A 23,957-nucleotide genomic window follows, 5' to 3' on the forward strand; every position below is an offset into this window, starting at 1 on the left:
TCATGCGCTTCACTGCACACTTTGATCAGGCGTTGGCCATGTCTTCGGATAGCAGCGAGGCGATCATGGGGCCCCAATCTGTTTGAGAAGGACCGTTGTAGCCTGATACTGTTGAAAAAGTCGCTGGTCGTCTATTTCATGAGGTTTTCAGGGGTCCTCTTACCCTTGGGCGGCATGTGCGAGCGGCTTATAGGCCGATCTGAGAGGTCAATATTCGCGCAGAACAACTGCTAAAACCTCCTCGGCGACTTTTTCAACAGTATCGCCTGAAAGCCGACGTCGATGTGCTGCTAGGCCGAACGACGGCAACGGGGTCGCGAAGAGGCATCCGGCCTTTCCGCCACCAGTCATTCGCTGCTGCATCGCGTGCACGGTGACGAAGGTGTGTGAGCGGGTGTGAGTCGCGCGCGAGCGAAAAGAAGTAAGAAGGAGCGAGACGGTGTCATTCCTTCCTTGATTTCGGTTGCTCGGCTTGCGGGTCACGTCCGCGTTGCGCCGGTTCCCTCGTACACGCATCGGGGGGCGTCGCATGGCTAACGTCGTTACAGCAGCACGCGTAGACAGGAAATCCGTACGCGTTCGTGCGGATAATCTTCGTTGGCCCGTGCAGCGGGCACACCGCGTCCATATCATCTCCTCAGAAATAGCCCGCTCAACTTCGCATACGCGGCCCGTCAGTTCGGGACGGCCAAACACGGGTTGGCTTTTCGACCACCTCGGGTGAGGGCAGCGCTTGCCGGTCCAGCGCTCGTCGAGGGCGTGATAACGATCTGTAGTAATATTCTACGACTCTCCCCACGTCTTAAACGCACAATGGAATGGCGCAAAAATGCCGTCCGTCCACTCATCGTCTTGCTCTTGCCGCGCAATTGAAAATCGAAGATGCGGCCACAGAATGCCAGCGCTTCCCCGACATCGCCGACTTCCAGCGCTACGTGGTTGAAGGCGCGCGGCTTTGTAAAGTCGACCATTTAACCGGCCGATGGACCCGCGATTGTACAACTGGCCGTCTTAGCTCGACGAGCCTACGGTCGGCCAGTTACGCGCTGCACCATCGCGTAGAGCACCGACATCTGCAAGCCGCTCTTGAGCGCGTAGTTCGGGTCGTATTGATTGGAGTAGCCCCACCAGTCGAAGCATGCATTCGGGTTCGTCGGCCCCGGCGCAGATGACGCGATCGTGTCGGGATACACGACCACCAGTTCGTTCGTATCAGCCCATTCATTGATGCCGGCCTCGGCGACCCAGCGATTTCCGATAAGCGACGCCTCCTGCAGGCAGCCGTGAAGGGCGAGCACGAATCCGCACTTTTTCCCTTGCGCGCAGGCTTTGGGAACAAAAACGCTACCTGTCGAACTCATCGAAAGGTTTGGGGACGCTCCGAATTCCGTTTGATCGAATGAAGACAGCGTACCCGACAGCTTCCCGTTGTTGCGTGGGTTCAATGGGCCGAGGAACATCGTCAGCCACGTTTTTACTGAGTCGTAGACCGCGCCGTTCGCCGAGTAGCAGCGCACCATGTAGGGACTCCCCAGCGTGCCGCATGCAAGTTCGCCATCAGGCGATTCCCAGCCGTGCTCGGCGGGATAAGCGTTGTCAAAATGAACATTAGCTCCATAACGTTGGTATTCCGAGTTGAGGTCGGCCATCTCAAGCGGATTGACGACCTGGTCTCGCGTGCCGGACCAGAGGTAGACGGGCTGTCCACGCAGATTCGTTTCCGGGTCGATGGTGCCGAGGGACGATTGCGCGTCAAGATACGCCTCGGATTCGGGAAGACTGCTGTTGTACGACGCCTGATTCGTCGGCAGCGTCAAGCCACCACAGTTTGCCAAAGCTGTGGCGGCGCCACCGGCGCCACCGGCGCCAGCACACCAGTACACTCCGCCAGCGTAGACGGCGGCCCCTTTGAAGGTGGAAGAGTGCGCGACGTGCATCTGTACTGCCGCGAAACCGCCGGACGAAATACCAGCGACGAAGACCTTCGTCGGGTCGATCTGGTAGCGCTGAAGTCTGGTGATTTTGGATGCGGCCGATGCCTTCGCCTGTACAGATGCTTCCAATGCAGTGGCATCCGTACTGGCCGATTCCCCACCACCCCCGCACCCCGCGAGGCCAATCGCCCACACAACTGCCGACGCTAACCGCACACCTAATGCCATCGTCATCGTTGTCGTCTCCACGTCAGAGCAGCAGTAGTGAGATCGCTCCGCCCTTCGAACTACGGCCGTCTCAGGTTCCGCCGAAGACTCGCAAACACACAGCCAGAACGAAGCACGGACCGATGACTGCGGCGTGCGATTCGCGCGGTGATAGCCAGCCAAGCAAAAATCGGTCCTAGAACGCTTGCGATCGTGACCTTAGGCGCGGCGCGAATACGTTCGACGTTGAACGCGAACTGTGTGGATGGTAGCGGGGGCTGGTGCGATTTCGGGACTCGGCCAGGAGCCGCCGGTCGATGCCGAAATCCAGTTTGATCAGCCAAGGTCTCGTTTGCCCTCGCTCAATGAATTAGTAAGGACCTCCCCGATCCCAGCATAGGCACCGATCGGTGCCATCATGGCTGGTGCTACACAACCTTCCGGGAGGGGGAAATCATGGAAACGATTACTCGTGTCGGCGTGGATCTGGCGAAGAACGTCATGCAAATTCATGCAGTCGACGGCATGGAACACGTCGTGGTCCGCAAAGCCGTTCGCCGTGAGCACTTCCTCAGCTGGTTCGCCAATCTGCAGCCCTGCCTCGTCGCCATGGAAGCGTGCAGTGCCGCACATTACTGGGCCCGTAGACTGCGCGCACTCGGACATCAGGTACGGCTCCTTCCCCGCAATTTGTCGCGCCCTACCGCAAAGGTGGCGCCCAGACAAAAAACGATGCACAGGATGCCGAAGCTGTCTGTGAGGCTGCGGGTCGCCCCAACATGCGCTTCGTGCCTGTGAAGTCACCCGCCCAGCAGAGCGTGCTGGTGCTCCACCGCATGCGCACCGGATTCGTCGAGGAGCGTACCGCACTCGTGAACCGGTTGCGAGGGCTGCTGGGCGAGTTCGGTGTCTTCCTGCCCCAAGGCATCAACCAGTTGCGCAAACACCTCGTTGAGCACATTGAGGACGGCAACAACGAACTCAACGGTCAGGCCCGTCAGGCTCTCATGCGTGGCTGGGCCCAATGGCGGACGCTGGACGACGAGATTTCGTGGCTGGATCGACAGATCGGCGACCACGCCAAGCACGACTCCCAGGCACAGCGTTGCATGGAGCTGTGCGGAGTCGGGACGGTCACCGCTTCGGCCGCCGTGGCCACCATCGTTGACGCAGCACAATTCAAGAACGGCAGGCAGATGGCCGCGTGGCTCGGCCTCGTGCCCAAGCAAAATAGCAGCGGCGGCAAGCAGCGGCTCGGGCGCATAACCAGACAGGGTAACGACTATCTGCGCACTCTATTGTTCCAGGGTGCGCGCTCCGCGGTCCTCACCGCGCCCCGACGCAACGACCGGCTCTCCCGCTGGATCGTTCAGTTGCAGGCGCGCGTGGGCTACTCCCGGACCCTCGTTGCCGTGGCCAACAAGCACGCCCGCGTCCTGTGGGCGGTGCTCGCCAGGGGCGAACGTTTCGATCCATCGCACGCGCCCGCCCGCCATGGCGGGGCGGCGAGCGCGTAAGCCCCGAACCCTGAAACGCCACGCCCACAGCAATTTCACTTCCAACTCGAGGACCCAACAGGCAAGGATAGCGACAGGTCAGACCGGCAGCAGGCGAACTCGAAAACCGGCAAGGCGATGCGCCCAGTGCAAATGCCGCTCAATGAATGGAGTCCTGCTGCGCGGTTATTATCCGGGCCCGGGCGCAGCAACGCCAGCGCGCCCAGCGAGGCTGATGGTATGGACTCCTGCCCCCTCCGGGGCGCACACTGCCGGAGCCACTTTCGGGAGATTTGATATGCCTACGCTCACCATCGGTCTTGATATTGCGAAAAACGTGTTCCAGGTTTATGGCGTCGATCGTGGCTGCAGACCGGTCATACAGCGTAAGCTGCCCCGGGCAGATGTGTTGAAGTTCTTCGCGAAACTGGAATCGAGTCTGATCGGTATCGAAGCATGTCACGGTTCACACTTCTGGGCTCGCGAACTTACGTCTTTGGGACACACGGTACGCTTGCTGCCAACGCAATATGTGAAGCCCTTTGTAGTCGGTGGCAAGAACGATGCAAATGATGCTTCAGCTATCTGCGCCGCGGTATCACGACCGGGCATCCATCCGGTACCGATCAAAAGCGCCGAACAGCAATCATTGCAGTCTGTTCATCGTATGCGTGAGCGGCTGGTTCACGAGCGAACAGCGAAGTCAAACCAGATACGGAGCATGTTTGCCGAAGAGGGCTTCATCTTTCCTATAGGCATTGTCCAGTTAAGGCAGGGCATTGTGGCTTTGGTCAACGATGCTGAAGCTCACATCACTATTCTGCTACGCCGGCTTGGGTCGATGTACCTCGAACAGTTGGCAGCGTTACAACGCTGGATCGACGAGCTTGCTTCGGAAATTGCCGACATATTCAAACGCAATGAGAGCTGCCAGCGTCTCGCTACAGTGCCCGGGATTGGACCGCTCGTGGCGACCGCATTGTTCAGCGGGGTCGGAGACCCACTGCAGTTCAAGAACGGACGGCAGTTCGCAGCATGGTTGGGGCTGACGCCCAGGCAGCGGTCGAGTGGCGGCAAGTCAAAGCTCGGTGGCATCACAAAACGCGGCGACACCTATCTCCGCACTCTGCTGGTCCAAGGAGCGCGGGCGGTGATGCGCTTCGTCGGGCGTCATGATGACCGGCATAGTTGCTGGATCAAAGCCGTGATGCAACGCCGCCACGTGAGCGTCGCTGCAATCGCTCTCGCGAACAAGACGGCGCGGATAGCGTGGGCAATATTGACCAGTAGTGACAGCTTCAAGTTGGCATAACCGCCCTGTAACGCAGCGAGACACCTTCACTCCATCCACGATTGCGCAAGAAGCGGCAAAGCATGGCGAACCGGTCGGACCGGCGCTTGCAGATCCTGATATATCCGGCGGCTGCGTTACGAAGCCAGGAGGCCGATGAGGAGCAAGCGCGCAAACTTCCATGATGGCTCGTGCTGAAGCCAGGCACATCAAAAGCCGAATGTACGGACGCAGTCGAGACCTTCAAAATGCACACCGATCTTGCTCATAGGCGGGAGTCCATGTACGTTTATAGGCATGCAGTCTGTCTCGCCGCCATTCCTGCGAGATACGTCCCCTCTCACGACAAAGGAGACTTGTTCGATCATCCGCTAAACCAATCTTGCTAAATCGGGGAGGTCCTTATAGGCCGGTTTCTGGCAGGCAAATTGCGGGTGGCACTGGTTCAACCCGGCCAACTACGGCTGTTCGACCACGCCCTCGGGCGGAACGAATCGCCATACATGGGCACGCTTACGCGTGGCCGGACATTATCTGACCCATCAAGCGCTTTTTGGCGATAGCGCCGACGCAGTCGCTCTTTACACCGAGCAAAGCACCTGCGCGGTTGCGGACCATCCCAGCGAAGTAATTGATCGACATCTTGAACAGGCCGGCCGCTGCGCCGATTGCCGCACGCGGATAGGTCAGGCACGCATGCACTTGCTCGCTGCGGCTTTCGCCATACAGGCACCACGTGCAGAAGTGCTCGCAGTTATTGGTCAGCAGTCGGTACCGATTCTCGCCAAGGCGCGAGCGCGCCCGTTCTACAACTTGCCGGTCGGCGTAACCTGGACGCTTGCCCGGCTCTATCCACACTTCGCTTCCGGCAGCGAAGCATGCAATCGTCACCTCCTCGACAGGTCCGCGATGCAACGACCGGGCAAGACCCGCGTAGTGCACTACCTTGCCTTCGCCTACATAGATCCCGTGGTGGCGGTATGCGCCGCGAGGTGTTACGAGATGTGCGCCGAGAGCCGGTTCGCTTCCAACTCCAAGATGCCACGGCATCTGTATCGTCGCACTGGTGCGCGACGCGATAGTGGCGTGTCCCATGATTCGACTCCCAGCTGCAACCTGCATGAGCCAAGCATAGAGCTGGACATATATTCACGATAATTAAAGATTGTTTGGAATTCCATAGTGGATTGATTATGGATGATGGCCTTGTTGGCGCAGGTCACCTGTCCAACGGAGATAAGGCGATCAGCATGTCCGGATATCTGCGCGACAGGCGCCCAAACAGCCGCCGTCGAGGCGGTGAGGTGCCGATGACCGGAGAGGGTCGTGAGTACGCACTGCCGACTGGCCGCTTCCGGGAAGTCGAATTCCACTGGCCGTACATGGACGCCCCCAGTTTGCCAAGCTTTCATTCGATGACAGCAAGGGAGGAAGATTGCATCCGTACATTCGGACTTTTAACGCGAGACGCATTTGCTCGCTGCCCCTGATGGGTGTGCTGGTTGGCGCCTCGATCGCTTTCACGTACTCTGGGTGCCTCGGCCAGTGCGGGCTGTGCCAACCACGGTCTTACCTGCTTTGCCATCAATTCGTGATTGCCTGAGCAATCGGTGGTGTGATCCTATCCTGACAAGGCCTGTCTTGAGTGCCCGGGCTGCTACACGGCTGCAGAATCAGGCGTGTAGCCAGCTCGGAACGGTCGCTCGTGGACTAGCAGAGCCCAAACGATTCGAGCTGTCTTGTTCGCCTGCGCGACTGCTGCGACATTTGCGTTTCGACGCGTGGTCAACTTGACCAACCAGGTGTCTGGGTCGTTCCTTTGCGTCGCACGGTAAATGACCGATCGCGCTCCATGGATGAGTAGGGTTCGAAGGTAGGCATCGCCTCGCTGATATGACTGATATGACTCCCAGTGTCAATCGGGATCGGTTTTGAGTTTTTGCATTCACTGTCGTTTTTTCAGGTTTCTGAATTCCCTAAGGGCGGCGTAGCGGTAACTCTCGACGGTGGATCACGCTGATATTCGCGGGTTGGTTACCGCATTACTGTGGTCCGTCTCATGAGCCTGCCGCTGACTTACTTCGCAAGCCGGCCTGATGCCGTTGCTAAAAGAGGACGCGGGTTGCTCGAATACCGGGCTGCGCCGCCCTTAGGAAACTCTCCTGTCGTTAAACGGGTTATAGGCTTTGCAGAAGTCAGACAGGATGACCATCCTGCGGCATTGCCATGGCCATCCCCAGCCGGCCAATGTCCCAGATAAAAGCGGCCAGTTCGCGGGCGACTGCAACGATGGCAACGTGGGCAACCTTTCCTTTGGCCACCAGCTTTCGGTATCGCCGGCACAGTCGTAGTTGCGCATCCCAGGCCCGATCGATGATCGCTTTTGGAATGCCTTCATGGCGGCGCTGGATATCGATGCTCACGCGTGCTGGATGCCGCCGGTCTCCGATAGTATCCGCTGAATCGAAGAATGGCCTCGATCGAACAGTTTGGCAATCTGATGAATCGTATCGCCCTTGCGCCATCGGTCCCACATCAGCGCCTTCTGGGTCTCGGAGTAGTGAATTCTCGGTCGCTGCTTCATTTGCAACACCTCCGCTGCTCTCAGATTCTAGGTGTTGCATCGACCGGTTGAATCCGCCGCCCAGTTCAGACACAAGGCCCACAGCCGACGTGAAGTTGATCCCCCGCATCGCCTGCAGCGCGAGCACAGCGGGATAGAAACGCCACTCCGCCGTAAAATAGCTTCGCCGATGACAGCGGGAGTACAAGGCGCTATGAAAACCCGTACGCGGTTCATCACCGCAATATTGGCGGTGCTCGTCGCCATCGCGGTGCTCTTTATCCCGTTGCCGCCGCGAATCGGATTCGACACGCGCATCGTTACCGTCGCCTCGATACAACGCCCCCCCACGGTCGTGTTTGACTATGTCACGACGCCGGCTCACTGGCCGACCTGGCATCCGTCGTCGCTCGCTGTCAGCGGTTCGGTGGACCATTCGCTCGATGTGGGCGAGCAGGCAACCGAGGATTTCAGGGTGGCGGGCACGCGTGGCCGCGTTGTGTGGACAGTCGCGGCACGTGTGCGTCCGAGCAAGTGGGTCATAACAGGAAAGATTGACGGCAGACCGGCCGGCACAGTCACTTATTCGCTGACATCGACCGTGAGCGGAACCCGTTTTGAACGTGAATTCACTTATCGCGCGCCGTCGTTGTGGTTCGCGATATTGAACTGGTCCGTGCTTCGCGCGCGGATTCAATCTGAATCGGATATGGCAGTCTTGCGACTTAAGAGCCTTCTGGAAGCGTCACCGCAGTATTAGCAACGTCGCTCGGCTGGCGTTTGACCTGGCCCGTTCACGACCAAGCTGAATCCTTGGGTACACGTCTGCTAGCGGCCATTCGCGAGGTCAATCGCAGCGCAAGAGGTTGACATATGCGGAACCGGGCGAGAGTCGGCGCGCGGCCCAGTTGCGGACATTCGCCGTCAGCGGGAGTCAACCAAGCGGATGTCCGCTACTCCTGCGGCCACTGCCCTCTCAGGCTACAAATAGAATACCTGGCGCGGGATAGAGACGGTAGCAGTCATCGACTTGCGGCACGAATCGACTCTTGCTCCAGCGGAATGAATGAGTACTTTTCTACTTGCTGGCTGTACGCCGATCGCTCTGTCTTGAAGGCGTCGTTGGCACAAACAAACCGCGATCGCTGCTCGGTGCTGCGAGTGCCATCGCGCTCAGAGTGAGACGTCCTCGATCAAGGCCCATTGCAACGAGCGAATCCTGCGATCGACGAAATACCCGCCGCCTTCGGTGTAGCGCAGATACAGGCGCCCGCACAACGAGCATTCCCACACGCCGCAGCGGTTGTAAGGGAAGTAGCGCGGCGCGATCGGCGCATCGGTAGACCAGTATTTCAGCTTGCCGGGAAGATATTCGGCGTAGGTCGGCTCCGGATCGTTTTCCGGCCACAGCGTGCCGATTTCGCGGAACTGAGTTTCGTCCAGGGAAAGCGGCTGCGATTGCCAGCCGTCGAGCGGCGTTTTCGTGCAGATGCAGGGACCGGGCGCGCGGGCGTGCGCGCGGCGCGCGAGATCGAGCAGCGTGGCGGTGTTCAGATGGTCGGGCATGTCGGATGAAATCGAGGAAGCGAACGCGCCATCATGCGCGCGTCCGCGACGGTTCGGCAAGCGCTCAGCCGTTCATCATGCGGTCGCGCTGCACGGCGACCCACGCGCGGTCGAAGCGTCCGTCCGCGATCGATTGCAGCGCCGCTGCTTCCTTCGCCGCCGTCTTGCGCGCGCCTTCGATGACCGCCTCGACATCGGCGGGCGAAATCGCGAGCACGCCGTCCTCATCGCCGACGACGATATCGCCCGGATGCACCACCATGCCGCCGACCGTCACCGGCACGTTGATCTCGCCCGGCCCGTTCTTGTAAGGCCCGCGATGCGTGACACCGCGCGCATACACCGGAAAATTGCGCTGGCTCAGCGCGCCGACATCGCGGATCGCGCCGTCGATCACGAGGCCCTGTACGCCCAGGCTTTCCGCGTAGGTCGCCATGATCTCGCCCATCAGCGCCTGCGTGAGTTCGCCCGCGCCGTCGATCACGAGCACGTCGCCCGGACGGCAGAAGTCGAACGCGCGATGGATCGCGAGATTGTCGCCGCCGCGCGTGCGCACCGTGACGGCAGTGCCGGCCATCGGCTTCGGCCGATGAAACGGGCGCAAGCCATTCGCGCCGCTCACGCGGGCCATGTTGTCGCTCAACAGCGAGACCGCGATCTCGCGCAGTGCGGCGAGCGTCGCGGGGCTCGCCTGCGTCGCCGATTCGTTTTCGCGCCATCCGATTGGATTCATGCCGTGGCTCCTTCTTTTGATCGTTGTCGTGCGAGCTGCGCCGACAGGCGTCCGTAGACCGCGCGCGCGTTGCCTTCGAAAATGAGTTCGCGGTCCGCGTCGCTCAGCCAATCGATGGCGTCGATATAGCGGCGCGTGTCATCGTAGTATTGGCCCGTTTCGGGATCGATGCCCTGCACCGCGCCGATCGTCTCGGACGCGAACAGGATGTTCTTCGCCGGGATCACCTTTGCGAGCAATTCTGCGCCCGGCTGGTGATAGACGCAGGTATCGAAGAACACGTTGTTCAGCAGGTAGTCGGAGAGCAGCGGCCGCTTCATGTCCTGCGCGAGTCCGCGATAGCGTCCCCAGTGATACGGCACCGCTCCGCCGCCGTGCGGAATGATGAACTTGAGCGTCGGGAAATCGGCGAATAGGTCGCCTTGCAGCAACTGCATGAATGCCGACGTATCGCCGTTGATGTAATGCGCGCCCGTTGCATGGAAGTTCGGATTGCACGACGACGACACATGGATCATCGCGGGCACGTCGAGCTCGACCATCGCCTCGTAGAGCGGATACCATGAGCGGTCGGTCAGCGGCAGCCCGGTCCAGTGGCCGCCCGACGGATCGGGATTCAGATTGCAGCCGATGAAGCCCAGTTGCTCCACGCAGCGCCGCAATTCGGCGATGCAGTTTTCCGGCGCGACGCCCGGCGCTTGCGGCAACTGGCACACGCCGATAAAGTTGCGCGGAAACAGCTCGGCCACGCGATGCACGAGGTCGTTGCAGGCCTCCGACCACACTGCATTGGCTTGCGCCGTCGCCAGATGATGGCCCATGCCGGCGGCGCGCGGCGAGAAGATCGTGAGGTCGGTGCCGCGCTCGCGCTGGATGCGCAACTGGCCGTCTTCGATGCTCTGGCGGATTTCATCGTCGGAGATGGTGGGGCGCGGCGGCGGCGCGACGCCGTCCTTGAGCGCGGCGATCTGCTGCACGCGCCAGGCTTCGTGCTGCGGCGGCGAGGTCGTGTAATGACCGTGACAATCGATGATCATGCGTGAGTTCCGTATCGTTCTGTATGCGGGGTTCAGGTGCGTGTGGCTGGATTCGTCGATGGCAGCGAGACGTCGTCATCGTCGGCGGGTTTGACGCGCATCACGAGCGCGATCACGGTCGCGATGACGAGGAATGCGGCGATCGTCAGCAGCGCGAGTTTGAAGTTGCCCGTCGCGTTGCGCACGAGGCCGATGCTCCAGGGTCCGACCAGTCCGCCGAACTGCGCGATCGTGTTGATGAGCGCAATGGTCGCCGCGCCCGCAGCGCCGGTTCTGAACGAGGAAGCCAGACTCCAGAACAGCGGATTGCCGGCGTAGATGAAGAGACCGGTCACGCAGAGCAGCACGTAAGCAATGACCGGATTCGGCGCATACGCGCTGCCCGCGATCGCGATGGCGCTCATGCCGTACACGAAGGCCAGATGCTTCTTGCGATCGCCGGTGCGATCCGAGCTGCGGCTGATGATGAACGTGCCCAGCACGCCCAAGAGCGGCGGCGCCGCCGACAGAAAGCCGACTTCGATATTGCTCAGCTGACCGAGACTCTTGACGATCTGCGGCAGCCACAGGAACAGCCCATAAATGCCGACCAGCGCGCAGCCGAACAGGCACGCGAGACTCCACACGCGAATGTCGCCCGCCACCCGCAACAGCGGAAAGTGCGTGTTGCCGCCGACTGCCTCGCGTTCCGCCGCGAGGGTCGTTTCGAGCCACTGCTTTTCGTTGTCGTCGAGCCAGTCGGCGTCGGCGGGGCGCTCGGTCATGATGCGCAGCGTGAGCAGGCCGAGCAGCATCGCCGGAACGCCTTCGAGGATGAACATCCATTGCCATCCCTGCAGACCGAAGATGCCGTTGGCGTAGGTCATCAGCGCGGTCGAGATCGGGCCGCCCAGCACCGCCGAAAACGATCCCGCGATGATGTAGCCGCCTACCGCGCGCGCCCGGTAGCGCTCCGGGAACCACTTCGTCAGATACACGGCGACGCCCGGCAGAAAGCCCGCTTCCATCACGCCGAGCATGAAGCGCAGCACGTAGAAGCTCTTGTCGTTGAAGATGAAGGCGGTGGCGGCCGCGACCGCGCCCCACGTGAGCAGAATCCGCGCGATCCAGCGACGCGCGCCCACGCGATGCAGCAACAGATTGCTCGGCACTTCGAGGACCATGTAGCCCACGAAGAAGATGCTGCCCGCGAAACCGAACACGGCGGGCGAGAAGCCCAGAGCCTTGTTCATGTCCAGGGCCGCGAAGCCGATGTTGATGCGGTCGAGGTAGTTGAAGAACATCATCGCAAATAGCACGGGCATGAGCCGCCCGTACACCTTTCGCATGGTTGCCGCTTCGTTGAATGGGGTCATGCCGTCTCCACGTACTTTTTGTCGGATCGCGAGGGCTCTGCGGCCCCGCTCGAGTCCTGCTTGACAGATGGCGTACGCCGTCTGCGTGCTGACACAGACACGCACGGAGCGCGCCCGATAGAAGCAGGAAAACCGATGATAAAAAGCGCGGCGGCTCGCGTCCAAGACGCGTTCCTTATGCTTCTATAAGGCTTTGCTTATAGTGAGGCGGCGGAGAGCGGCGGCGGAAGGCAGCCGAGAAAGGCGCGAAGATGCGCGGAGTCGTCGTCGGTGCGGAAGGTGGCGGCAAGCGTCGACCATTGGGATGCGCCGGGGCCGGCGAGCGGGCGGAACACGACGTCGGTGCGTCCGTGCCGCGCGACCGATTCGCCGACGAAGGTCACACCGAGCCCCGCCGCGACGAGCGCGATTGCGGTCTGGATTTCGTAAGCCTGATGCGCGACGAACGGCGTCAGGCCCGCATCGCGATACAGCGACTGCACGGTGCGCTTGAACTGCGCGTTCTGATGCTTCGGATAGAGGATGACGGGGGTGTCTTCGAGTTCCGCGATGCGCACCTTCTTCTTGCCCGCCAGCGGATGATCCGGCGAAAGCACCACGACGATATGTTCGCGCAGTAGCGGATAAGAAGTGCAGCCAGGAATGTCGAGCGGCTGGCGCCCGATGCCGACATGAATGCGCATGTCGCGCAGCGCGTCGGTCTGCTCTTCAGTGAGCATTTCGAAAAGCTTCAGTTCGACTTCGGGGAACGCGTGATGGAACGCCTTGAGCGCGGGTGGCAGGATGCTATACATCGCCGATCGCGTGAAGCCGATGGAAAGCCACCCGCGCCGACCGATGCCGATTTCCTGCGCGCCGAGACTCGCCTGTTCCCACGAACCGAGAATCTGCCGTGCCTCGGTGCAGAGATAGTGGCCCGCTTCGGTGAGCCGCAGCGGCCGCCGCGCGCGATCGACGAGCTGCGTGCCGAGCCGCTCTTCAAGCAGCCGAATCTGCTGGCTAAGCGCCGGCTGCGCGATATGCAGGCGTTCGGCCGCGCGGCTGAAATTCAGTTCCTCGGCAAGAATGACGAAGCACTGCAAGGACCTGAAATTCATCCAACTTTCCTAGAGTGACGAACGGTGCATACCCTACGAGTGCGCGCCGATGCCGGCCGTATGTTCGGTAGCCACTCGGTCGAACCAACCACCGAATTTTGGCAGATCGCGCGACGATCGGGTTAGAGCGAACGCGAGCGGGTAGAACATGAAATGACCGCATAGCGTAGTGTAACGGACGCCCGGAGCCAGCGGCTTGAACGGCCGCAAACGGCCGCATGAGGTCGGGAGTACGCACTGGCGACTGGCCGTTTCCAGGCAGCGAAATCACTGACCGCTTTCGGGCGATGCATGTGACGAGCGGACTGACGCAGCCCGACCCGTTGCCGTCGTTCAACCGAGCGCGGCTCTGGCGGCCGCTTCAGGTGAAACGGCGCTTGGCCTTTTTGCCTCGCCAGACACCGTAGCACAGACGCGAACGGACAGAATGGCGGACAACCCGACGATGCCGTCGGTGAATCATCATTCTCCCGGCTCAGTGACCCAGACCGCGGCTGGCGATCTGCTGCTCCACGTACTGGGCGAACAACGCGTGCAGATGCGTCGTCGGATGAAGGTCGTCGGCGAACATGTACGTCTGGTCCGCGTTGGCGGTCACGTAGGTTCGCGGCGAGCACAGCAATGCCGTGGCATGGGGCGTTTTCGTAGGGTCGCAGGCGACGCTGGTGTTCGACACGCCGAAGCCATTGGCCTGAAAGTTCGCGACGATCTGGTTCACCCAGCTATAAGAATCGATCTGGATGACCTTGCCTTGCAGGCCATTGCTTTGCAAGGCCGCGTTCAGGCTACCGTTGAAGAGTTGCGACAACCGGGCAAGGTTGGCCCCACCGTCGGCCGACGCAAGCCCCTTGGGCGCCAGACCGATGTTTGGAACATTGACCACCACGATATGCGTGGCGCCGTTCTGTGCAATCTGCCTGACAACCTCGGCCAAAGTGGTAGCCGCCGTCTCCACGGTCTGCGCAGCGGCCGGCAGCGCCCCGGCGCGAAGCACATCGTTCGCGCCGGCCCAGACGAGCACCAGTTGATTCGTGTTAAAGCTCCCGTGAGCGGCCAGATAGCGCGACACCTGCTGATTGACGGGCATTTCGACGTCGCCGATCACGTCGGTTAGAAAGTCGGACTGGTTTGCCGGCGTTGCCACCGTGGCACCACCTTCCGCATAGCTGAGGCCGCTCTGCGCACTGAGCTTATGCGTGAGGTCGATCGTGTACGCAGCGCTTAGCGTATCTCCGTAGTATTGCGCAACATCCTGAGTCCACACTTGTCCAGGATTGGTCGTGAAACGCCCCCCGCCAACCGCGCTTGCGATCGGTGCATAGGTGCCGACGTCCGAAAGACTGTCGCCGAACGAGACGATCTGCAGATTGATGCCGCCTGCAGGTGTGGCCGCGCTGCCATTACTCGAACTGCCTCCGTTCCCGCCGCATGCCGAAAGCAGTGAGATCGCCACGGCAAAAATTGCAGCACGTACCTTGTTATTTATTCCTCGCATCGCTACGCCTCCTTAACGGCTCGGCAGCTGAGCAACATGGCGCCCTATCGCGTGTCGCTCTCCTGATAAGAATCTCTCGCAGCAAAAAGTGTGCGCGATCGCGGTTGGACACGGGCGTACCACACACGGTGTGAGCCTGGCCGTGAAGGTCGATGCAGAGCAAGACATCATTGCTCGCCGTTAAGCCGAAACGCTGTGAAATGAAACAGGTGCTATCGAAGAGGGACAGATCGGCGACGAAATCCGTATCGATCTCGCGGGCGTTGAAAAAGGCATTCAACAAGCTTGCGTAGAGGTGTGTTTTCACAATAAACACTGCGCCACAGCCCTGGCACTTTGCACTGAAGCGGAAACGCGCACGTCAGCATCATGCTAGGCGCAAGAACGTCGGCTAAGGCAGAATGCGGCGACATGCGTCGGTGTCACCGAAAGGCCGTTTCTTGAGATGCGCGGACGCCCGCATGTCCGCGAGCTTGCGGACGCGAATGACGCGCGCTGGCCGATCGCTGCCCGAAGCGGCCGCCCGCAAACCGACCCAATCCGCCCTCGGCGACCGTCGGCTACCGGGAGAGGTAGTAATATAAACTGAGTGGTCACGGCTACTCTGGGCGACTCACCACGGTTTCGGTGTGCCTATGTTGCCGACAGCGGGGAGGATCTGCCGATGGGTTGGCCAGAAGATCTGGGGCTCATGTTCTACAACGGGGCGAGCGGGCTCCTCTACTACTCCGGCAAGGCTGCACGCGTATTCGTCAGCAATGCGGGGTTCGTCGCAACTGTTGCAATTGGCGGGTATTTCTTTCCCGAGAAAACCATGGCCGGGATAGTCGGTGCCGTGGCGATACGTGGTGCGACCTGGCTGACGAAGAAAGTCAAGGAGGAGCATAACGTCCATATTGCCGATGGGATCGATAAGCTCCTCTATGTGGTGCCGAATTCTGTCGCTATTGGCTACATGAACGCGTCGCTCACGATCGGACGTCCGCAGCGGCAGGTCAGCACCAAGATAGCAAACACCCCTCAACTGAGCTGGGTCAACGATAGCCTTGCCACTGAACTCGTGTCGCCGTTGTTGGAAGAGTCGATCTTCCGGGTTGGCGTCCAGGAAGGGCTGGCTCTCGGTTTGATGGCCGTTGGCGTACCTCGACCGGCGGCAAGTCTACTATCGGGAGCGATCTCGGTGTCGCTCTTCGCGGGTGCGCACAACGTCAACCCTAGCAGCAAGCAGTATCGCGACACGCTCGTCTCGGGAATTGGGTTCGGGGTCATGATGTATTTGCACGGTCTGCCCGGCGCCGTGGTCGCCCATTCCGCTAACAATGCCGGTGTCCGATTGGAAGGATTTTTGGGCAGCTAACAACCGGCGCGAACCGCGTATGGGATAGCGCTTCGCCTTGTGGCCCAGCACAAGATCATGGTCACGCGATGGCGGCGATGATCGGTCGATTTATTACGGCGGCTTTATAGCAACTCCACGGCGGGTGCGAGTCAGAGGTTCTGGCCCGATCTTCGCCAGCCACGTCTTCTTCTGACTGCCTAGGATAAGCAGTGGGCAGCCCACATTTTCCTCAAAAATGGTCCCTGTCCACAGCGATATCGGCCCACCCCGCCGATACCGTCACCGGATACTCTTGTGCAAGGCACCCCTTACACCCGGCGAGACGATGGCGCGGCATGATACGCGCCCTTCGCGAGTGGTGAACTGGCATGCGGGCGCTAACAGCACCGCGCGCATAAGGCTGTCATGGGTTGCCTTCGCCGCCCGAGGCGCCGTACACCTGTCCCGTTACGTAGCTCCCCTGTGCCGCTGCGAGCGTCACATACACAGGTGCGATCTCGGCTGGCTGGCCTGGCCGCCCCATTGGCGTGTCCTCACCGAACTTGCGCAAATTGTCCATCGTCTGGCCGCCGCTCACTTGCAATGGCGTCCAGAACGGCCCCGGCGCGACTGCATTGACCCGAATGCCGCGCTTGACCATCGGTTCTGTCGCGATAAGGCGAGCTGCTATGCTGGCTCCGTGTAAGCGAACGCTTTGATCGATGAAACAGAACCTGAATCCGGCCGTGGCAAAAGTCCTCAAGCGCCTGCACTACCCGCTCGACATCATCCTGATGTGCGTGCGATGGTACGTGGCGTATCCGTTGAGTCTGCGCCATCTTGAACAGATGATGGCCGAGCGCGGCATTGCGGTCGATCACTCGACCGTGCATCGCTGGGCGATGAAGCTGTTGCCCGTACTCGAGAAAGCGTTTCGCTGTCGCAAGCGCCCGGTCGGTAAGACCTGGCGCATGGACGAAACGTACATCAAGGTCAAGGGGCAGTGGAAATATTTGTACCGCGCGGTCGACAAGGCCGGCAACACGGTCGATTTCCTGCTGCGGGCCCATCGTGACAAGACCGCCGCGCGGCGGCATTTCGAGAAATCTATCGATCAGAACGGCGAACCCGACACCGTGACGATCGACCGAAGCGGCGCGAACCTCGCCGCTCTCTGAGCGATCAATGCGGGATCGTGAAGTGCCCATCAAAATCCGCCAGTCCAAATACCTCAATAACCTGACCGAGCAGGACCATCGGGCGATCAAGCGACGGACGCGGCCAATGCTCGGTTTCAAGTCTTTTCGCTGTGCCCGAATCTTGCTCGCCAGCATTGAGCTGATGCATATCCTTGCAAAAGGACAGAAGCAGCGTGCTCGCGGATCCCATCGGTCCGACGCTGACCAATTCTATGACCTCGCAATATAAGTAGTACTTCGCATACCGATCTCGCTAGCTCGTTGATCCTTACCGCGACAAAACCCTTTGCGATTGCTTCTATGCACGTGCGTATCGACGACGAGTTCGATATCAAGCGCGCTAGATAAGCGGCCTGCAAGCAGCGCTCAACCGATAGAACGATTCCATGCCAACCCAAAGGGGTTATCTCTCCAGATCAAAGCGAGGCCCTTCGAGCAGACTTTGTCGATCCGCCTGGTTCGCAGGCCTTGTCAATCTTGCGGCGTGGCGGCGGTGAACTGAATATAGATCTTACGTGGCATCGCGTGTGTGCACACAGGAGTGTGTGCCCGAACACGGCGCTCGATGACCGCTCATTAACTCACTTTGTCGTCGTCGCCCCGAATAGAGTAGCCCAGCTTGGCCTTGATGCCTGACATCGGAGCAGGAGACCGTACCAGTGGCGCCCTAAGCTTTTCATAAGGTTCGGCGGCTAAGATCCAGCTAATTTTCACTGCGATCTAGACCGATGAATGCACTGGAAGCGCTGAACCGCGCACTCTTTCTTTCGATCAACTCGACACCATCGGTGCCCGTCTGGCTCATCGACATGGCCCGCTTTATCGCTGATGACGTGATCTATCTCGTGCCGCTCTTACTCGCCGCATTGTGGCTCGCAGGCGGCGAGGATCGACGCGCCGCCGCAGTGCGAGTGTGCGCCGCGGTCCTCGTGGCGCTCGGTATCAATCAGCTGATCGGTCTTGGGTGGATGCATCCGCGGCCGTTCATGATCGGCTTGGGTCATACATTTATCGCGCACGCGCCGGATTCATCGTTTCCGAGCGACCACGCCACCGTGTTAGCAAGCGGCGCCTTGACCTTGCTGCTCGCTGGCGAGCGCCGCTACGGGCTGTCGATGTTGCTGGCGTGTCTTGCCGTGGCATGGGCGCGCGTCTTTGTCGGGGTGCATTTTCCGTTGGACATGGCAGGCGCCGTCGCCGTCGCGTGCGTAGCCTATGCGTTGGTTGCTCCGCTATGGAGAATGTCTGGCGCGGCACTGACTCGCGGTCTCATTACGGTGTATAGAAAGCTGCTAGCATGGCCTATCGGGCGTGGCTGGCTTTCATCGTGATGGCGAGGTGGCGGGTTGGTGATGCGGTTTGGCAATCGAGATGAATTGCTCATTATTATGGGGGAGTGCTCCCGCAACTTGCGCAGCGGCAGTTCGCATCGCCGCTGGCACAGCGTATTGGCGCTGCTTCCTGAGACTGGGGTATCGCGAGCATCTGCAGTAATCGGCCGATGCTGTTGTAAAAGTCGAGCTGCGCAATGATTGCACCCTAGGCTTGAAATTCGCCCTCTCAGATCGACCCACGAATCCGCTCTGGAGCACCCCAGAACTTGCAATGACGACGCGACACCCGGCGCGCATGAATACCTGGGCAAGCGGCATCTTGGCCTCCGCCGACTCCGCGTTACTGCGATCGACGACGAACTTGCCGCGAGGTTCGCGCTCCGTCGGCTTGACGACAGAACCTGCATACCTGCCTCGGGCTTTCCACGCGTCAACGTGACTACCCGAGCCAATGAGCGTGCGCAGATCGGCTGTGCCGGGCGTGGATGGAAGCAGCAAGCGGTCCTGCATCAGATACAGCGCCAGCGCCGCGCTCAGATCGATGGCAACAGCAAAGCATAAATAGGTGAGCAGGCGCATGCTTCGTATCGCCCGCGGGGCTTTATCAGCTTTGCCGCCATCACGCTTAGGCACACTACCGTCTAACTAAACTTTGCCCGAGATTGCGGGTAACGTCAGAGACGTGTCTGGCACAATCACCGGCTTATAGGAAAACGTCACGTCGCTTTATAAAACGAATGAAAGTCAAAAACTCTCGACGGTGGGCTTCGCGAGGCCGCAAACGGTGGATCATCGCGGCGGCTGCACTTTTTACCGCCGCCACCATCCGATCGATACTTCACCCGCTGCTCGACCCGATCATGCCAGGACCGCCTTTCTTATCGCCGCCGTGCTCGTAGAGTATTACTGCGCCCTCGCGCCCGCACTCTGCGTGATGCTGGCGGGACTCTGTCTCGCGGACTACCTGTTCGTCCCGCCCTACGGACGCATCGACATCATCGATGCGTCGGATATCCGCCTGCTGCTCTCGTACACGATCATTACGATTGTTGTCATCACGCTGGTCGAGCGCTTGAGACACGCGCAGTATCGCGCCGAACTGCTGGCATCGGTGGCGCACTCGCGGTATGAAATGTTGCTGCGTGGCGATAACGAGCGCCTGCTCGCGCGTCGCGCTACGGATGAAATGCATCGCATGCTGCATCACATCGCGCAGCACAACCGATCGCTCATTCTCATCAAGGCGCTCGATCCGGCAACGGGCGCACCGCCCGGAAGCTTCGTCGCGGCGGCGGCGACCTCTTCGGCTGCGAGAGTCATCGACGACGAATCGTTTATTATGGGTATCGCTTACGGCGCCAGGCATTCGCAAGTGCATCAGGACGATCTCGCGCGTCTGAACAACCGCCTGGTGCCTGGTCACTACCGCATGCGTTTTCTGTCGAGTGGACACGGTTGGCGCTCGGTCGAATGTGTGTGCGAACGCTTCATTACCCCGTCTGGCGAATTTCTGATCCTTCGGGCGGAGGACTGACCATGAACACCTCTCAATTTCCGGCTGCTCCGGGCGACGATCACGCTGTACTCGTTTTGCACGGCCTTTCAAGTTCTCCGGCGGAATTGCGGTTCCTCGCGCGCGCGCTCGTCGAGGAAGGCTTCGTGACTCACACGCCAGAACTTCGTGGCTACAGCGCCGGCACCGGACATGTACCAATGGAGCAGTGGATCAGCGCAGCCGTCGCCGAATTTGACACGCTCGCAGCGCGACACCGGCATGTTTCGGTGTGTGGCTTGTCCATGGGCGCGACGCTGGCGGCCGCCGTCGCTCAACAGCGCCCGAGCGCGCACGCGTTGGTGCTGTTGTCGATCACACTCAGCTATGACGGCTGGGCGATACCCTGGTATCGATTTCTGCTCAACTACGCCTATTACACGCCATTGCGCTCGCGTTACCGTTATCGGGAGCACGAACCCTATGGCCTGCGCAACGACGCGTTGCGCTCGAAGATTGCACGAGTGATGCAGAGGGACGGAATCAGTGAAGTCGGGCCCGCGTCCATTGCGATGCCAGCGCTTCACGAAGCGAGCCGCCTTGCAAATTCGGTACGCAAGAAGCTAAAGAGCATAAGCGCCGACTGCCTCATCATTCACGCGATTGACGATGAGACGTCCAGTCCGCATAACGCGCGCTACGTCGTGGCGAACGTCGGGGCGTCTTTTCTTCGCGCTATCTGGCTCGACGACTCGTACCACATGATCACATCCAACAACGAACGCGAGGCCGTCGCCCGGGAATGCGCGCTCTTCCTGCGCGAAAGTGCTGCGGCGTCGGCGTCATGCAACAATCCAACGCCAGTCATATCAAGGGCCCTCGCGCGGCGCCTGAGACAGTTAGCCGCCGTGGCGAGGAAAGCATGAGGCTCGACATCACCTCTTTTGGACGTCGGTGCCTGGCGCTCGCAGCGGCAAGCGCGTGTTGCACAATGGGCGTCGCATACGCCGATGAACCGCACACCGACAGCGGTTGGGAGATCGCGGTCGGGCCGGGCATGTATGTATTCCCGAAGTACCCTGGCTCCTCGCAGCTTCAGGTGCTTCCGTTCCCCGTGCAGGACATTTCATGGAAGGACCGTGTTTTCTCACAAGGTCCAGATGTGCTCGGCGTCAACGTGTTGCATGGAGAGAACTATCACCTCGGTATGTCGGTCAGCTTCGACTTCCAGTCGCGATCGTCGTCGGACGATGCGCGGCTGAAGGGCTTGCCCGATGTGCACTATGGACCGAAGCTGCGGCTCTTCGGCGATTACACGGTGTGGGCGTTCACCGGCGCGGTGGCGGCCTATCAGGACATCGCGGGAACAGGACAAGGTCTGACGGCGACGGCCGATATATTCGTGTCGGCGCCGATCGGTAACTGGCTCATTTCGATGGGTCCGGGCCTCACTTGGGCCAACGCGACCTATACGCAGACCTTATTCGGCATTACGCCGCAGGAAAGTGCGGCATCGGGATTGCCGCACTACGATACCGGTTCCGGCATCCGCGACATTCACTTCAACGTGAATGCGACCTACAAAATCAGTCCGCACTGGTCGGCGAGCGTCGAGGCCGTTGTGGGACGCCTCGAGCGCTACGCCGCAGGCAGTCCAATTACCGAGCGGCGGCTCGACCTCAACGGCATGGCGTCCGTGCTGTACCGCTTCTAGCAACGAAAGTCTTTCGCGCGGCCTTGGCGGCCCGAATAAACCCAGCGCACATACTTCACTGTGGTCAGAGAGGAAACAGCCGGCAAGTAGTCGAGCCATCATCATGGCAACGTCCGCTGTGTCCCGCAGAGCCGACCCCTGAACGTCCGACCGACGGCGCATGTGAACGGCGGGTTATGGCCGAGCCTGTGTGAAAACGCACTCATCGCCTAAACTGAATCAACGCATTGTGACCGGGTGACTCATGAAGCGATTCGTTGAAGGCGATGACCGCAAGCAGGTCGCACTACTTCCCGAATGCGTCGATGACTACATCGGACAAGACAACCCAGTAAGGATCGTAGACGTCTTCGTAGACGAACTGGACCTTACGACGCTCGGCTTCAACGGCATTACACCAGCAATCACGGGGCGCCCGTCGTACCACCCAGGCGTGATGCTCAAGATCTATATCTACGGGTATCTGAACCGCGTACCCTCTAGCCGGCGTCTTGAGCGCGAATGCCAGCGCAATGTCGAGCTGATGTGGCTGACAGGACATCTGGCGCCCGATTTCCAGACGATCGCCGACTTTCGCCGCGACAACGGCCCCGCCATTCGCAACGTATGCCGTCGTTTCGTCGAACTGTGTCGCGGACTGAAGCTGCTCTTCGGCGACATGGTGGCAATCGACGGCAGCAAGTTCAAGGCAGTGAACAGCCGTGACAGGAACTACACCGCAGGCAAGCTCGACAAGCGTCAGCAGCAGATCGAGGAAAGCGTGCAGCGATATCTCGACATGATTGAAACCGCAGACCGGACCAGTCCGACAGGTTTCGATGTGAAGACCGTGCACCTGTACGAGAAGATCGCTCTGTTGCGCCAGCGGATGCGTGAGCTCGAGCAGATCAAAAAGCAACTGAAGACGCAACCGGACAGACAGCTATCGCTGACTGACCCGGATGCCCGCTCCATGACCAGCGGCGGCAAGAGAACCGGCACCGTCGGCTACAACGTGCAGACCGCCGTGGATACGAAGCACCATCTGATCGTGGAACACGAGGTGACGAATATCGGGGGAGATCACGGGCAGCTCAGCAGGATTGCGAGTTCTGCGAAGAGCGCGATGGGCAAGCCAAAGCTGAAGGTGCTGGCTGACCGCGGCTACTTCAGTGGTCCGGACATCCGTGCCTGTGAGCTGGCCGGGATCACTACGTATGTCCCGAAACCACTCACCTCGGCGTCAAGAAAGAAAGGGCTCTTTACCAAACGCGACTTTATCTACGTTGCCAGGAACGATGAGTATCGATGCCCGGCCGGCGAGCGCGCGATTCTTCGATTCAAGACCGTCGAGAATGGCATGAATCTGAACGTGTACTGGCCCAGCGCATGCCCGCGTTGTCATCTCAAGGAGCGATGTTCGCCCAGCGACTATCGACGCATCCGACGATGCGAGCACGAACAGATACTGGAGGCCATGCAGCGTCGACTCGACCGGAAGCCAGATGCAATGACCATTCGCAGAAGTACCGTTGAGCACGTATTCGGTACGCTCAAGCACTGGATGGGCGCCACACACTTCCTTACCCGGACGCTCGGACGGGTGAACACCGAAATGAGTCTTCAGGTATTGGCCTACAACCTCAAGCGCGTCATGAACATACTTGGGGTTGCCGAGACCATAAAGGCAATGAGGATCGCTCAAACCTAAGGCCCCGAGGGGCTTTCTTGCGCTCGCTATGTTCGATTATGGCAGGCTCGACGTATTAAACTCGATCAACCTAACCGGCAATCTCGCCCTCAGCGGGAAAATCGAGTTTCCACACGGCCTCGGCCGCGTGCCGCCGATCGCTGCCCCGCGAAGTTCGTGCGATGTATGCCGATTGCATGAGGCAGTGACCGGTCGTCAAGCGACATTCGCCTCTCCCGTTGGACGGACTTCAGATCTCGGCTCCGGCATTGCAAGCGGTGCATGATGTTTGGACGCGCAAAGCCGATATCGTCCGTCACTCCTCGCTGTCCACGGATCGTGTTACGGTCGGCTGAGAGAACCCTCTTCGGTCGTGGAGTGGTTTCGCGTCGATGTCGTAAGCGCATCAGTCGAGCCGCCACACGACAAGCGGCCACATAGGCCGGACGAAGGAAGA

The 23,957-nt window shown here is 60.1% G+C and carries 18 protein-coding genes and 5 pseudogenes; 10 read left to right on the top strand and 13 right to left on the bottom strand.

Going from position 1 to position 23,957, the window contains the following annotated elements; translation table 11 throughout:
* Positions 1 to 1,025: 1,025 nt before the first annotated feature.
* Positions 1,026 to 2,063 carry an extracellular catalytic domain type 2 short-chain-length polyhydroxyalkanoate depolymerase gene (locus RW095_RS05285; protein ID WP_317014955.1) on the bottom strand — a complete coding sequence of 346 codons (1,038 nt, stop codon included), beginning with the start codon at positions 2,061 to 2,063 and terminating at the stop codon, positions 1,026 to 1,028.
* 534 nt (positions 2,064 to 2,597) lie between these two features.
* Between RW095_RS05285 and RW095_RS05290 the strand changes: the two are divergent.
* Both RW095_RS05290 and RW095_RS05295 read left to right on the top strand, forming a co-directional pair.
* Positions 2,598 to 3,658, top strand: a pseudogene (locus RW095_RS05290) (IS110 family transposase).
* 277 nt (positions 3,659 to 3,935) lie between these two features.
* A complete protein-coding gene (locus RW095_RS05295) occupies positions 3,936 to 4,949 on the top strand; it encodes an IS110 family RNA-guided transposase (protein WP_317014957.1) in 1,014 nt (337 codons plus the stop codon).
* Positions 4,950 to 5,441: 492 nt separating this feature from the next.
* Here the strand turns inward: RW095_RS05295 and RW095_RS05300 are convergent, their stop codons facing one another.
* From RW095_RS05300 to RW095_RS05315, 4 genes and pseudogenes are all read right to left on the bottom strand, one after another.
* Positions 5,442 to 6,023 carry a lecithin retinol acyltransferase family protein gene (locus RW095_RS05300; RefSeq protein WP_394364994.1) on the bottom strand — a complete coding sequence of 194 codons (582 nt, stop codon included), beginning with the start codon at positions 6,021 to 6,023 and terminating at the stop codon, positions 5,442 to 5,444.
* Positions 6,024 to 6,585: 562 nt separating this feature from the next.
* Positions 6,586 to 6,819 (bottom strand): annotated as a pseudogene (locus tag RW095_RS05305) (IS110 family transposase); the annotation flags it as partial.
* 304 nt (positions 6,820 to 7,123) lie between these two features.
* A pseudogene (locus tag RW095_RS05310) lies at positions 7,124 to 7,366 on the bottom strand (IS110 family transposase); the annotation flags it as partial.
* Positions 7,357 to 7,512, bottom strand: a pseudogene (locus tag RW095_RS05315) (IS30 family transposase); the annotation flags it as partial. The pseudogenes RW095_RS05315 and RW095_RS05310, both read right to left, overlap by 10 nt.
* Positions 7,513 to 7,705: 193 nt before the next feature.
* Between RW095_RS05315 and RW095_RS05320 the strand changes: the two are divergent.
* Positions 7,706 to 8,251: an SRPBCC family protein gene (locus tag RW095_RS05320; protein WP_317014960.1), complete on the top strand. Its 546-nt coding sequence runs from the start codon at positions 7,706 to 7,708 to the stop codon at positions 8,249 to 8,251.
* 413 nt (positions 8,252 to 8,664) lie between these two features.
* Here the strand turns inward: RW095_RS05320 and RW095_RS05325 are convergent, their stop codons facing one another.
* The 6 genes from RW095_RS05325 to RW095_RS05350 form a co-directional block, all read right to left on the bottom strand.
* Positions 8,665 to 9,057: a hypothetical protein gene (locus tag RW095_RS05325; RefSeq protein ID WP_317014961.1), complete on the bottom strand. Its 393-nt coding sequence runs from the start codon at positions 9,055 to 9,057 to the stop codon at positions 8,665 to 8,667.
* A gap of 64 nt (positions 9,058 to 9,121) precedes the next feature.
* On the bottom strand, positions 9,122 to 9,790 hold the full coding sequence (locus tag RW095_RS05330; protein WP_128597719.1) for an RraA family protein: 669 nt from the start codon (positions 9,788 to 9,790) through the stop codon (positions 9,122 to 9,124).
* Positions 9,787 to 10,827, bottom strand: a complete 1,041-nt coding sequence (locus tag RW095_RS05335; RefSeq protein WP_317014963.1) for an amidohydrolase family protein — start codon at positions 10,825 to 10,827, stop codon at positions 9,787 to 9,789. Before RW095_RS05335 ends, RW095_RS05330 begins: the two co-directional genes overlap by 4 nt.
* A gap of 32 nt (positions 10,828 to 10,859) precedes the next feature.
* Complete coding sequence (locus RW095_RS05340; RefSeq protein ID WP_317014965.1) at positions 10,860 to 12,182, bottom strand: MFS transporter; 1,323 nt, start codon at positions 12,180 to 12,182, stop codon at positions 10,860 to 10,862.
* Between the two features lie 197 nt (positions 12,183 to 12,379).
* Positions 12,380 to 13,279: a LysR family transcriptional regulator gene (locus RW095_RS05345; protein ID WP_317014967.1), complete on the bottom strand. Its 900-nt coding sequence runs from the start codon at positions 13,277 to 13,279 to the stop codon at positions 12,380 to 12,382.
* 475 nt (positions 13,280 to 13,754) lie between these two features.
* On the bottom strand, positions 13,755 to 14,774 hold the full coding sequence (locus RW095_RS05350; protein ID WP_317014968.1) for an SGNH/GDSL hydrolase family protein: 1,020 nt from the start codon (positions 14,772 to 14,774) through the stop codon (positions 13,755 to 13,757).
* Between the two features lie 664 nt (positions 14,775 to 15,438).
* Here RW095_RS05350 and RW095_RS05355 point away from each other — a divergent pair.
* A complete protein-coding gene (locus RW095_RS05355; protein ID WP_317014970.1) occupies positions 15,439 to 16,131 on the top strand; it encodes a CPBP family intramembrane glutamic endopeptidase in 693 nt (230 codons plus the stop codon).
* Positions 16,132 to 16,516: 385 nt separating this feature from the next.
* On the opposite strand, the gene RW095_RS05360 is transcribed toward RW095_RS05355, so the two are convergent.
* Positions 16,517 to 16,855, bottom strand: a complete 339-nt coding sequence (locus RW095_RS05360; protein WP_394364995.1) for an SDR family oxidoreductase — start codon at positions 16,853 to 16,855, stop codon at positions 16,517 to 16,519.
* Between RW095_RS05360 and RW095_RS05365 the strand changes: the two genes are divergently transcribed.
* Positions 16,815 to 17,520, top strand: a protein-coding gene (locus RW095_RS05365) for an IS6 family transposase (RefSeq protein ID WP_394364996.1) whose coding sequence is annotated in 2 segments (ribosomal slippage) — positions 16,815 to 17,267 and positions 17,269 to 17,520 — 705 coding nt in all. Because the reading frame shifts where the segments join, the coding sequence is not laid out codon by codon here. The genes RW095_RS05360 and RW095_RS05365 overlap by 41 nt on opposite strands.
* Before the next feature lie 499 nt (positions 17,521 to 18,019).
* The gene (locus RW095_RS05370) at positions 18,020 to 18,622 is read left to right on the top strand and encodes a phosphatase PAP2 family protein (protein ID WP_317014971.1); all 603 of its coding nucleotides are present in this window, start codon (positions 18,020 to 18,022) and stop codon (positions 18,620 to 18,622) included.
* Here the strand turns inward: RW095_RS05370 and RW095_RS05375 are convergent.
* Positions 18,614 to 19,204 carry a hypothetical protein gene (locus RW095_RS05375; RefSeq protein ID WP_317014973.1) on the bottom strand — a complete coding sequence of 197 codons (591 nt, stop codon included), beginning with the start codon at positions 19,202 to 19,204 and terminating at the stop codon, positions 18,614 to 18,616. The two genes, RW095_RS05370 and RW095_RS05375, sit on opposite strands and share 9 nt — an antisense overlap.
* A 158-nt stretch (positions 19,205 to 19,362) precedes the next feature.
* Here RW095_RS05375 and RW095_RS05380 point away from each other — a divergent pair.
* The 4 genes and pseudogenes from RW095_RS05380 to RW095_RS05395 all read left to right on the top strand — a co-directional run bounded on the left by RW095_RS05380 (position 19,363) and on the right by RW095_RS05395 (position 23,521).
* Positions 19,363 to 20,159: pseudogene (locus RW095_RS05380) on the top strand (DUF4118 domain-containing protein).
* A gap of 2 nt (positions 20,160 to 20,161) precedes the next feature.
* Positions 20,162 to 21,043, top strand: a complete 882-nt coding sequence (locus tag RW095_RS05385) for an alpha/beta hydrolase (protein ID WP_317014975.1) — start codon at positions 20,162 to 20,164, stop codon at positions 21,041 to 21,043.
* A complete protein-coding gene (locus RW095_RS05390; protein WP_394364997.1) occupies positions 21,040 to 21,831 on the top strand; it encodes a MipA/OmpV family protein in 792 nt (263 codons plus the stop codon). The genes RW095_RS05385 and RW095_RS05390 overlap by 4 nt, the downstream gene beginning before the upstream one ends.
* 244 nt (positions 21,832 to 22,075) lie before the next feature.
* Positions 22,076 to 23,521, top strand: a complete 1,446-nt coding sequence (locus RW095_RS05395) for an IS1182 family transposase (protein WP_317014976.1) — start codon at positions 22,076 to 22,078, stop codon at positions 23,519 to 23,521.
* Positions 23,522 to 23,957 lie beyond the last annotated feature (436 nt).

It is taken from the genome of Paraburkholderia kirstenboschensis, from assembly GCF_032806925.1.
GTDB classification, from domain to species: domain Bacteria; phylum Pseudomonadota; class Gammaproteobacteria; order Burkholderiales; family Burkholderiaceae; genus Paraburkholderia; species Paraburkholderia kirstenboschensis.